Source organism: Mesorhizobium sp. M7A.T.Ca.US.000.02.2.1 (genome assembly GCF_003996995.1).
In the GTDB taxonomy this organism is placed as follows: domain Bacteria; phylum Pseudomonadota; class Alphaproteobacteria; order Rhizobiales; family Rhizobiaceae; genus Mesorhizobium.
Genome location: NZ_RZTT01000196.1, coordinates 1 through 11,178, shown reverse-complemented (window position 1 = coordinate 11,178; position 11,178 = coordinate 1). Strand labels below are relative to the sequence as shown.

The 11,178-nt window shown below is 63.6% G+C and carries 12 protein-coding genes and 1 pseudogene; 6 read left to right on the top strand and 7 right to left on the bottom strand.

Annotated features, from left to right (window positions below):
• Positions 1-165 precede the first annotated feature (165 nt).
• Positions 166-420: a hypothetical protein gene (locus EOD15_RS36825; protein ID WP_245463713.1), complete on the bottom strand. Its 255-nt coding sequence runs from the start codon at positions 418-420 to the stop codon at positions 166-168.
• 4 nt (positions 421-424) lie between these two features.
• A complete protein-coding gene (locus tag EOD15_RS36820; protein WP_245463712.1) occupies positions 425-598 on the bottom strand; it encodes a hypothetical protein in 174 nt (57 codons plus the stop codon).
• A gap of 433 nt (positions 599-1,031) precedes the next feature.
• Between EOD15_RS36820 and EOD15_RS18955 the strand changes: the two genes are divergently transcribed.
• Complete coding sequence (locus EOD15_RS18955; RefSeq protein WP_127408730.1) at positions 1,032-1,919, top strand: dienelactone hydrolase family protein; 888 nt, start codon at positions 1,032-1,034, stop codon at positions 1,917-1,919.
• 10 nt (positions 1,920-1,929) lie between these two features.
• Here the strand turns inward: EOD15_RS18955 and EOD15_RS18950 are convergent.
• Positions 1,930-2,839 (bottom strand): annotated as a pseudogene (locus EOD15_RS18950) (DMT family transporter).
• 89 nt (positions 2,840-2,928) lie between these two features.
• Here EOD15_RS18950 and EOD15_RS18945 point away from each other — a divergent pair.
• Positions 2,929-3,408, top strand: coding sequence for an Lrp/AsnC family transcriptional regulator (locus EOD15_RS18945; RefSeq protein WP_127408729.1), 480 nt, complete (start codon positions 2,929-2,931; stop codon positions 3,406-3,408).
• Positions 3,409-3,424: 16 nt separating this feature from the next.
• Here EOD15_RS18945 and EOD15_RS18940 read toward each other — a convergent pair whose 3' ends face one another.
• Both EOD15_RS18940 and EOD15_RS18935 read right to left on the bottom strand, forming a co-directional pair.
• Positions 3,425-3,622: a hypothetical protein gene (locus EOD15_RS18940; RefSeq protein WP_013531006.1), complete on the bottom strand. Its 198-nt coding sequence runs from the start codon at positions 3,620-3,622 to the stop codon at positions 3,425-3,427.
• A 235-nt stretch (positions 3,623-3,857) separates the two neighbouring features.
• Positions 3,858-4,337 (bottom strand): thioesterase family protein, encoded by a 480-nt coding sequence (locus EOD15_RS18935; protein ID WP_023813101.1) that lies wholly within the window; start codon positions 4,335-4,337, stop codon positions 3,858-3,860.
• A 187-nt stretch (positions 4,338-4,524) separates the two neighbouring features.
• Between EOD15_RS18935 and EOD15_RS18930 the strand changes: the two genes are divergently transcribed.
• Entirely contained in the window at positions 4,525-5,937 is a 1,413-nt protein-coding gene (locus EOD15_RS18930) for an FAD-linked oxidase C-terminal domain-containing protein (protein WP_127322466.1), read from the top strand.
• 60 nt (positions 5,938-5,997) lie between these two features.
• Here the strand turns inward: EOD15_RS18930 and EOD15_RS18925 are convergent, their stop codons facing one another.
• On the bottom strand, positions 5,998-6,504 hold the full coding sequence (locus EOD15_RS18925; protein WP_127322467.1) for a DinB family protein: 507 nt from the start codon (positions 6,502-6,504) through the stop codon (positions 5,998-6,000).
• A 115-nt stretch (positions 6,505-6,619) separates the two neighbouring features.
• Here EOD15_RS18925 and EOD15_RS18920 point away from each other — a divergent pair, with 115 nt between their 5' ends.
• Together EOD15_RS18920 and EOD15_RS18915 are read left to right on the top strand one after the other, a co-directional pair.
• Positions 6,620-7,216, top strand: coding sequence for a TetR/AcrR family transcriptional regulator (locus EOD15_RS18920; RefSeq protein ID WP_206516822.1), 597 nt, complete (start codon positions 6,620-6,622; stop codon positions 7,214-7,216).
• A gap of 122 nt (positions 7,217-7,338) precedes the next feature.
• Entirely contained in the window at positions 7,339-7,860 is a 522-nt protein-coding gene (locus tag EOD15_RS18915) for a hypothetical protein (protein ID WP_127323155.1), read from the top strand.
• A gap of 65 nt (positions 7,861-7,925) precedes the next feature.
• On the opposite strand, the gene EOD15_RS18910 is transcribed toward EOD15_RS18915, so the two are convergent.
• On the bottom strand, positions 7,926-8,888 hold the full coding sequence (locus EOD15_RS18910; protein WP_127408728.1) for a Dyp-type peroxidase: 963 nt from the start codon (positions 8,886-8,888) through the stop codon (positions 7,926-7,928).
• A gap of 131 nt (positions 8,889-9,019) precedes the next feature.
• Between EOD15_RS18910 and EOD15_RS18905 the strand changes: the two genes are divergently transcribed.
• Positions 9,020-11,178: AsmA family protein (locus EOD15_RS18905; protein WP_127408727.1), on the top strand; the 2,159-nt coding region annotated here is incomplete at its 3' end.

The window sequence follows — 11,178 nt, the reverse complement described above, 5'->3', positions numbered from 1 at the left end:
GTGATCGCCTACGCGCTGCCGAAGTAGGGGCGCAGGGGGGCGCGATCTCTCAGAGGTCGCGCCGCCCATCATCTGTGCCGGTATCTTTTCCCCGCATAGTGACGGGGAAAAGTGCCCGACTGGGCGATGAGGGGCGGCAAATCTTCCGATCGGCCCGATTGTCGATCAGCCAATCCCCAGATGGCCCTTCAGGCTGGGCACCGAGCCGAGCACCTTGTTGGTCAGGTCGGGGCCGGCGGCGGCTTCGGCCTGCTGGATCAGCGTCGCGCCGGCCTTCTGGATCTGCGCCATGTCGAGCCCGGATGCCTTGAGCGCGGCGACGCCGTTGATCAGCGCGCCGGCCTTCTCGCCGAGAACGCCGCCAAGCGCGCCCTGCAACGACGACAGAAAACCGCCACCGCCGGCCGGAGCGGCAGCCATGACGTCATTGATGGGCGAGGTCGTCGGCGCCGGGGATCTTGGCGAAGAACGCCGAGGCGCTTGTGCCTTCCGCTTCGTGTTCGAGCACCGAGAAAATGGTGCCGACGACTTTCTCCGTCGTCGCCTGGTCGAGGCCCGCCTTCTGCGAAACGGTGTTGACGATGTCCTGGACGTTCATGGCGTCACTCAGCCCTGGGTTTTCGTGTTGCGGTTCCGCTCAGTGCGGACCCTGATCAACGATCGTCTACCTGCGTTCAGAACCATTGAGCACAGGGCCAAAGCGGCGGTCGCCGCAAGGACGAGCGCGCTGGCGAGGATTGGGGAAGGCATGGTCATGGTCATCGCTTCCTTCTGGGTCTGACGTGTGGGCACACGGCCAAGATACTGGTCGATTGCCACCTTCCCTCACGATTGTGGCAGCGCCAGCAGGATTTATCGCCAATGACCTAAAAGTGATGACACGGCCGCGCATGGCGCCGGCTTTACTGCTCGGGCGCGGCCGGCGCCCTACGCCCTGAGGCAATCGGCGGCCGCGATGAGTGCTCGACTGGATCATGCCGGCTTGGTCCCTATGTAGCTGGGAATTAAAGCCCGAAGCAGAGGACCTATCCATGACGAAACCCGATGCCAAGCCCGCCATCACCCAGGCGATGATCGACGCCTATGACGAATACACGCATCTGACGCTCGATCGCCGCCGGTTCATGGAGCAGTTGACCCGGCTTGCCGGATCGGGTGCGGCGGCGGCCGCGATCGCGCCGCTTCTGGCGGCAAATTCGGCGCAAGCGGCTGTTGTCGCCGGCAACGATCCGCGGGTGAAGGGCGAGGACATCAGCTATCCCGGCGGCAGCGGCGAGATGAAGGGCTATCTGGTCAAGCCCGCGGACAGGGCGGGCAAGCTTGGGACGGTGATCGTCGTGCATGAGAACAGGGGGCTCAACCCGCATATTCGCGACGTGGCGCGACGCGTGGCGCTAGAAGGGTTCGTGGCGCTGGCGCCGGATTTTCTGTCGCCGCTCGGCGGAACGCCAACCGATGAAGACAAGGCGCGCGACATGTTCGCCAAGCTCGATCCGGCGCAGACCATCGCCAACGGTGTCGCGACCGTCGCTTTCCTCAAGAGCGACAAGGACGGCAACGGCAAGGTCGGCGCCATCGGCTTCTGCTGGGGTGGCGGCACGGTCAACATGCTGGCCATCAACGCGCCCGATCTCAGTGCCGGCGTTGCCTATTACGGCATGCAGCCGAAGGCCGCCGATGTATCCAAGATCAAGGCGGCCTTGCTGCTGCACTATGGCGGACTGGACGACCGCATCAATGCCGGCATCGACGCCTTCAAGAAGGAACTCGACGCGGCGCATGTCGAATACACGGTCTATGTCTATGAAGGCGCCAACCACGCCTTCAACAATGACACGTCGGCAGCGCGCTACGACAAGAAGGCGGCGGACCTCGCCTGGGGCAGAACGATCGCCTTCCTCAAGCAGAAACTGGCATAGGGGCGTTCGTCTAATCCGTGTTCGCCGGCTTGTGGAAGGCGACGCCGGCGACCACCAGCGCAATGCCGAGGCAATCGGTAAAACTTGGCATCTGGCGCAGCACGACGACGCCGATCAGCGTCGCGGTGACGGGCAGCAGCGACAGCATCAGCGCGAAGCTGGCGCGTGGCAGCCGCGACATGGCGAGCTGGTCGCAGATGTAGGGAATGACAGAGGAGCAGATGCCGACGCCGATGGCGGCGAACAGCAGCGGCAGTGAGAAAAAGGCCGGCAGCTAATCGCTGAGGCCGATCGGCAGCACGACGATGAAGGCGATCGCCATGGCGGCACCCAGGCCGGCGATGCCGCTGCCTGCGCCTGACGCGGCAACGCGGTGGCCGAGCACGATATAGCCGACAAACAGCGCGCCGTTAAGGAAGGCCCAGCACAGCCCGATGGGATCGTCGGACCATCTGACGTCGATGAGCAGCTAGGTGCCGGCGACGGCGACGGCAAGGGCGGCGAGATTGCGCGGGCTCCTGAGGCCGATCGCCGCGACGCCGATGGTGCCGACGAATTTCGATCGCCGCCACCAGCGAGATCGGCAGGCGGTCGAGCGCCAGGTAGAACGAACAGTTCATCACCGCCAGACAGGCGCCGAAGGCCAGCAACAGCAGCCTTGTCGAGCGATCGGCGCGGGCGAAACTTCGCCATGGGCGGGTCAGCGGCGCGAAGATGAGTGCTGCCGTGGCGATGCGCAGCCACGCCATGCCGAGCACGCCGACATGCGGGAAAAGCAGCACGGCGAAAGCCGGCCCGAGATAGTGGAAGACGGCGCTGACGCCGAACCAGACATGCGGTGGCAATTTTTCCGTCAGCCTGGCCAGGGTGGGGTTGCCGGGGACAGGATCTGCCGTAAGAGCTTGCGTTTGATCATTCATCGGCTCAGTATCGCAGGCATATTTGCCGGTTTACATGAGTGATGATAGGCTCGCCTGGCGGGATTTCTCTCAGAAGCAAGGAATTTCCCATGAAGCGCCTTCGAATTGAAAGTGCCGACCTCGATGTCTCTGACATGAAGATCCTGCGTCTGCTGGAGAAGGACGCGCGCATCAGCACGGCGGAGCTGGCACGCTCAGTCGGTCTGTCGGCGCCGAGCGTGGCCGAGCGCATCAAGCGGCTGCAGGAAAGCGGCGTCATCGAGGCCTATTCGGTCAGGATCAACCCGGCGACACTCGGCCTGCCGCTGTCGGCGTGGCTGCGCATCCGGCCGGTGCCGGGGCAACTGGCCCTCGTGGCCGAGATCATCCGCGAACTGCCGGAGATCGTGCAATGCGACCGGGTGACCGGAGAGGATTGTTTCGTCGCGCTGGCGCATGTCGGCTCGGTGGCCGAACTCGAGCGGGTGATCGACCGCATCATTCCTTATGCGATGACCAATACGGCGATCATCCAGTCGTCGCCGGTGGTGGCGCGCTCGGCGCTGGGAGCGTTGAGGCGCCAGGCTTGACCTACGGGAGAGGAACCTATGCGTGGCCGCGCTTCATGCGCGCCTGTTTCAGGATGGCACGCCAGCGGATCATGTCGAAAGGGATCGGCTCGTTGTTGTTGGCGATGTGGAAGATCTCGTTGTTGACGTTCTTGAGCGAGCGCCAGAAATCGTAGTCGGTGATGCGCGGATCGGCAGCCAGCCTGTCCACCTCGACCTTGATGTCGGTTTTCATGCACTTTCCTCGAACCGGCGCCGCGCCGCCCGTGTCGCTCCTCGATGCGGATCGTTTTCGACCGACCCGCTGAGTCGCGCAACGGCTCAGATGGCTTGTTCCCGTTAAAACCTTGGTAAGGTTAACGAGGGCGCCGTGCCGCTTCAAGCGCCGCCGCCGGCCAATGGGAGGGTTCCGCGATTTTAGATTGCGGGTGTGGCTTTGAAGCCGGGAACGAGAAGGTGTGGGCTTTGCCCTATTTGCGTTTGATGCCGATCGAACGGCCGGCCCGTTCCGGCATCGGCAGTGCCGAATGGGCGGCGCGCATGGCTTCGACCCTGGCCAGCACATCGGCGGGGAAGGGCGCCACCTTCGGCCCGGACATGTCGACATGCAGCGACAGCGATTCGGAAGTCGCGGCCAGCCAGCCATCGACATGGCGGATTTCCTGATAGGCCCTTAGCCGCTTGTCGTCGTGGTCGATGAGCTGGAAGGAGACCGTGACCTTGTGCTCGAGGTGCAGTTCCTGCACGTAGCAGACATGGACTTCGGCCGTGTAGATGGTGAGGCGACGATCCCTGGCATAGTTCGGTCCCATGCCCATTGCCTCGAAGGCATCGTCCGAGCAGCGGTCGAACAGCACGTTGTAATAGGCCATGTTGAGATGGCCGTTGTAGTCGATCCAGTCCTTCTCGATGTCCATGGGTTTCGAGACGAAGGGAGTGGGGATGGGCATCGAAACTTCCTTGTTCTGGCGCTGGACAGAGCGTGGCTCCGGAGACTCTATTTGTTCTGACGCAATTCCCCAAGGAAAGCGCTAAGCGGTTTTCCCGGGAAAACCGCTTCACACTTTTCCTGGAATTGCTTTACGCATCCATAGACGCATAACAAGCGTGGACGCTGGTCCATTCGCGGAGGAATTCATGGCTCTGAGCGACCTCAACCCGGTCGAACGCAACGAGGAAGGCATCGCGGCGGTGCTCGGCATCCTCAAGCAACGGCTAGGCGAGCGATTCCAGACCGGCCAGGCGATCCGCTCGCAGCATGCCCACACCACCACCTATATTCCGACGCAGGCGCCGGACGGCGTCGCCTTTCCCGAGACGACCTCCGAGGTGCAGGACATCGTGCGGGCCTGTGCCGCGCACCGCGTGCCGGTGATCGCCTTTGGCGTCGGCTCCTCGCTGGAAGGCCACACCAACGCACCGGGCGGCGGCATATCGGTCGACACATCGCGCATGAACCGTGTCCTGGCGGTCAATCCACAGGATCTCGACTGCACGGTCGAACCCGGCGTCACCCGCGAGGATTTGAACCGGCATCTGCGCGACACCGGACTATTCTTTCCGATCGACCCCGGCGCCAATGCCTCGCTCGGCGGCATGGCCGCAACGCGGGCCTCCGGCACCAACGCAGTGCGCTACGGCACGATGCGCGAGAACGTGCTGTCGCTGACCGCCGTCATGGCCGACGGCGAGACGGTGACGACCGGCAAGCGGGCGAAAAAGAGCTCGGCCGGCTATGATCTGACGCGGCTGCTGGTCGGCTCGGAAGGCACGCTCGGCATCATCACCTCGCTGACCTTGAAGCTGCAAGGCATCCCGCAGGCGATTTCGGGCGGCGTCTGCCCGTTTCCGAGCGTCGAGGCGGCCTGCAACGCGGTCATCGCCACGATCCAGATGGGCATTCCTGTGGCGCGCATCGAACTGGTCAACGCGCTGCAGATGCGGGCGATGAAGAACTATTCCAAGCTCGACTATCCCGAAAGCCCTTGCCTGTTCGTCGAGTTCCACGGCAGCGATGCCGGGGTCGCCGAGCAGGCCGAGACCTTTGGCATGATCGCGGAAGAGAATGGCGGCGGGCCGTTCCTGTGGACCAGCGTCGCCGAGGAGCGCACCAAACTGTGGAAGGCCAGGCATGACGCCTACTGGTCGTCGCTGACACTGCGGCCAGGCGCCAAGGGGCTGTCGACCGATGTCTGCGTGCCGATCTCGCGCTTTGCCGAATGCGTCCTGGAAACCGAAGCCGACATCGCCGAGATGGGCCTGATCGCGCCGATCGTCGGCCACGCCGGCGACGGCAATTTTCACGTGCTGGTGCTGATGGATGTCAACGATCCCAGGGAGATCGCGTTGTCGGAAAAGTTCGTCGCGCGGCTCAACATGCGGGCGATCGCCATGGACGGCACCTGCACCGGCGAGCACGGCATCGGCCAGGGCAAGATCGGTTTCCTGCGCCACGAGCTCGGCCACGGCGTCGACATCATGCGCACGATCAAGCAGGCGCTGGATCCGCTCGATATCATGAACCCGGGCAAGATTTTGCCAGCAGGGTAGGGATTATCCCGCCACAGCAATGAAGGAGCCGGACCGGCATCTCCAATGTAAGGTTTCCGATTACACCGGTGCTCGGCGAGCGGGCTCTGCCTGATGGAGATAACCCGTGAAGGTGTCGGGCGACGATGGCTTCGACAATTGTGTCACTATGCGTCCGACCTCACCGCGATGATAGCCGCCATGGGTGATGACATGTGCCAGCATCTCCTCTCGTGACATCTGCCCGGGGGCGCCGTCCGTAAAGGCAAAACGGATCGCCTCCGCCAGTTCTTCGGGTTCGACCTGTTCGACGTAGCGGAGGTACCATCGGTCGGTTTCCTTGATCGCCTTGGACAGCTCCGCGAGCGTCGGTGTGCTGCTCGTGCCCGTGTCTCGATAGGAGTGCTTCTGCTGCTGGAGGTTCGACGCAAAGATCCGGTCGACATGCGCGTGATTGACGGTCTCAAGGATCGCGCCAAGCTGCTTCTCGGTTGTCTCGTTTTCGATCTCTGCCAAAAGAGCGAGGAGTTCATTGTCGGCCCAGGATTTGTAGCTGAACAGGGATAAAAGCAGTGTCTTGTTGCTCATAGCGACCTCTCATTGACTTGCGTGGCAGGCTTGGCTCGATAAATGTGAGCGGACACTCGCATTTTGGTGAAAAGGCCCTGATATGGCTACTCGCGTTCCCTCAGAGCATGGAAGCGTGCGCAAAGCGCCACGGCAACTGCGTTCCCGCGCAACCGTGGATACGATTGTCGAAGCCGCGGCTCGCGTTCTAGCTCGGCGTGGGTGGGCGCATTTCACCACCAACGAGACGGCTTCGGCGGCTGGTGTCAGCGTCGGCTCGATCTACCAGTATTTTCCCAACAAGCTGGCCTTGGCGGAGGAGATCCGAAAACGCCATCTCGACGCGGTGCTCGCGGCCATATCCGGTTCGGATGAGCGTGACGCAGTGATCACGGTGGAACAGCGGGCGGCGAAGCTTGTCGATGGCGTCGTCGCCGCCCACAGCGTCGATCAGGAACTGCATCGCGTCCTGCTCGACGAGGTGCCGCTTGCCGCACGCTCGACACAGGATCAGTTCGAGGCGGAGTATCTGCGCCGCTACCAAGCCGTGATCGCATCTGCCCCGGGCAAGCCCGATCCCAAGCGCGACGACATTGCCGGACGTGTGCTGTCGGGTGCGGTCGAAGGGGTCGTGCATGCCGCAGCGCGACATGGCGAACTGCAATCGCCGGAATTGCGAGCGGAACTCATCGAGCTGGTCTGCGCCTATCTGCGCAGCCGATGCACAGGCTGAGCGGCTCGGTATTCGACCATCCGGCATCGTCAGCAGGGCTATTCTTGACCGACGCGGTTTTGGGGCAGAAACTCATGCGAATGGCCTGAAACAGACAGGCGTGCCAGCGGAGGAGGAATGCCATGGCGATTTCACGCAAGGAAGCGGCGCGTGCGCTGAGCGCCGACGAACAGGAACTGGTGGGGAAATCGCACCATCCGGCGGTGCAGGAGCTTTCCGACGCCGATCTTGCCGGCCTGGTCAAGCTGTTGCGGGAGCGGCGCGACAAGGCGCAGACCCAAGCACACCGCCGCCGGCGTGAAATACGCGGCAAAGGAGCGCCGAAAGGCGCTGCGCCCTCAAAGTCCGATGGCGGTTCGCAGACAAAGCTGGCGGTGCTGGCCATGACCATGCGGCGGCTGAATGGCGAGGCCGAGCGGCGCCGGCAGCTGGCGGCCAGCGTTTCGCTGATCGAAAACGCGCGCAAGGCATTTGTCATGAAGCAAGGGGCGACGCCGGAAGGCCCTGCTTTCAATTCGCGCACCGCGCGCAAGGGGATGCGGTCGGTGGCAAACCAGAGGGCGCAAGACCTCGTCCGAACGATGGAGCTTGGCCGGCAGCGCAAGGCGGCCAAGGTTGCGCAAGCAAAGCGCGACGCACGCTGAGGGTTCTGACAATCGCCGGGTGAAATCGTTGGGGCGCCGGCCTGCCGTGCGGTCGCAGGCGTCTTCTATGCGCCCTCAACAAGGGTTTGCAGCATGGGGCGGGTTGGCGCGAAGAACGTCGTGCCGGTGTGCGGCGTCGAGAAATCGAGCAGCCGGTCGTAAGCGCCCGGCGGCTCACCGATGTACATTCGCTGCAGCATCTTCTCGATCACCCAGAGATACCTGCTGTAGCCGATAAAATAGGTGCCGAACTCCTTTTGCCCCGGCCTGCCGAACGGCATGTTGTCGCGCAAAATGTCGTACTCATTGCCGTCGGCATCCTCGATGGTGGCCAGCGACTTGTGTGATTTGCGCGGTGCGTCGTCATCATCGATTTCGATGTTGTCGATCTTGGTGCGGCCGATGATCGCTTCCTGCTCGGGCGTCGGAATGCGCGCCCAGGCCTGGAGATCGTGCAGGTATTTCTGGACGACGACATAGCTGCCGCCGGCGAAGTCGGCGTCTTCATCTCCGACGAGTGCCGAGGCCGGAAGGTCCAGCCCGGTCGGATTGGCCGTGCCGTCGACGAAGCCGAGCAGGTCACGGGCATCGAAATAGCGAAAACCGGAAACCTCGTCGACGACGCTCACGGCATCACCGAGATTGTCGAGCAGAATGCGCTCGAACTCGAAGCACATATCGGGCCGCTCGGAGCGGATGTGGAAGAGAAGATCGCCGGCGGTCGAAGGCGCCGAATGAACGGCACCCTTGATCGGCGCAAACGGTTTCAGTTCCAAAGGTCGCCGATCTGGGGAAAGACGATCCCAGAGATCGCGGCCGATGCCGGCAATGCACGAAAGCCGCCCGGAAAGATCGCGGAACCCGACGGTTTTGACGAGATCATCGAGGCCGCCGAGCACGGAGGCTATCTTGGCGAGCGCGGTCTGGCCGCTGGCGATGGTGACGACAAGAAAGACCGCCGAAAGCGACAGCGGGGCGTCGACACTTTGCGCATCGATCGGCACGCGATCCCAGTTCTTTCCAGACATCCGGATTCTCCGCTTCGCCGGGATTTGTTTCAGATCATCCGGGATCGCGCAACACTGGATGAATTGCCTCTTTATCGACACGCGGATGCGGGTAGAGTGCGGCAGAATTTCAATCAACCCATTCGGAGCTGATGCTCGCTCGCCTGTTCGTGATCTTCGGTGGCCTTTTTGTGCTGGTGCTGTGTGCGGCGCTGGTGGTGCCGTATTTTATCGACTGGACCGGCTACCGCGCCCAATTCGAGCGCGAGGCCAGCGCCATCCTCGGCCGCAAGGTGACCGTGCAGGGCGACGCCACGGCAAGGCTGTTGCCGTTTCCCTCGGTGACCTTCTCCAACGTCGCGGTCGCCGGCGGCCCCAATGGCCAGCCGGCCATGACCGTCGAGACGTTTTCGATGGATGCGGAACTGGCGCCCTTCCTGCGCGGCGAAGTGCTGATCTTCGACATGCGGCTGGTGCGGCCGAAAGCGACCATCGATATCGCCGATGACGGCACTGTCGACTGGGCGATGCGGCCGTCCTCTCCCTTCGACCTCAATCAGATCTCGATCGAGAAGCTGACGGTGACGGAGGGGCAGGTCGAACTGCGCCATGCCGCCGGCGGGCGCAGCCACCTGTTTTCCGAGATCAATTCGACCATCTCGGCCAAGTCCCTGGCCGGCCCATGGCGCATGGACGGCACGCTGCGGCTCGACGGACTGCGCACCGCGGTCACTGCCTCAACCGGCAAGGCCGAAGGCAACGGGCAGATGCGGCTGCGGCTGAAGGCCGATCCGGACGCCTATCCGCTGGTCATCGAAGCCGACGGCAATGCCGGCATCGTCAATGGCGCTGCCGTCTACTCCGGCCAGTTCAAGATCTCCGGTGCCGACAACAACAGCGCCGAGCTGCGCGGCACCGACGGCGAGACGGTGAAGGTCTCGGCCGGTAAGCCCGATCCGGGCTTTCGGCTGAACGGCAAGTTTTCGCTCGACCATCAGAAGCTCGGTGTCGACGAGTTCCGCTTCGAGACCGGGCCGCTCGACAACCCCTACACCGCTGATGGCAAGGCTTCTGTCGATCTCGGGCCGAAGCCGAGTTTCGCCATCGAGGCCAATGGTGCGCAGGTGCAGTTCGACGAGGCGGTGGGCGCCGAAGCCGGCGCCGGTCTGACGCTGGATCAGCGCATCGCGGCGTTTGAGCAGGCGCTGCTCGACATGCCGAGGCCGACCATTCCCGGCACTGTCGAGGTCAAGCTGCCGGCGGTGGTGGTCGGCGACACCACGGTGCGCGACGTGCATCTTTCCGCCGAGCCGGTCGATGGCGGCTGGTCGGTGAAATCGCTTGCCGCGACCTTGCCCGGCCGCACCACGTTGGAAGCCGATGGCATGCTCGTGCTCAATTTGGAGGGTCATTTCGGCTTCAACGGCTCGCTGCTGCTGGCCGTGGCGCAACCCTCCGGCTTTGCCGCCTGGCTGTCGAAGGATGTCGACGAGGCGATCCGCCGTCTGCCTGCCGCCGGCTTCAAGGCCAAGGTCGACCTATCGCAGAAGCGCCAGGCCTTCAGCGATCTCGAATTGATCCTGGGCAAGGCGAAGTTTTCCGGCCGCATCGATTCCAGCCAGCCCGACGATGCCAAGCCGTCAGTGCTGATGCGTCTCGAAGGCGGCGACCTCGATGTCGACGGGCTGGCGGCCTTCGCCTCGATCTTCGTCAGCGACAAGGGTGCCAATCGCTTTGCCGACCGCGACCTCGATTTCCAGATCAAGGCAGGGCCGGTCAACGCTGGCGGGTTGACCGCGGATACCGTCGACACGGCGCTCAGGCTGCGCGACGGGCTGCTCGAAATCGACCGGCTGTCGGTGGGCGGGCTGGCCGGCGCCTCGATCAGCGCCACCGGCAGGATCAAGGATTTCCCGGCGAGCCCGACCGGCAAGCTCGATGCATCGGTGGTTGCCGTCGATCTGAAGCCGCTGATCGACGTCGCCGCCCGGCATTATCCCGACAGCGCCGTGCTCAAGGGACTGGCGAGCCGTGCCGCAGCCTATCCCGAGCTGTTCCAGGATGCGCGTGTCGACCTCGTGGCGAGTGCGGCCGACAATGGCGACGGCACCACGGGCCTGGCGGTGAGCGGACAAGGCAAGGCCGGCGGCTCGGCCTTTTCCGCATCGCTGTCGGGAAAGGGGGCGGTGGACAAGCTTCTCGAAGCGCCGGTGGCGCTGACCTTCAATGCCAAAAACCCTGATGCCACCACGCTGCTGGCCCTCTACGGCCTGCCGGCACTGCCGCTCGGCATGCTGGGCGAGGCAAGCAC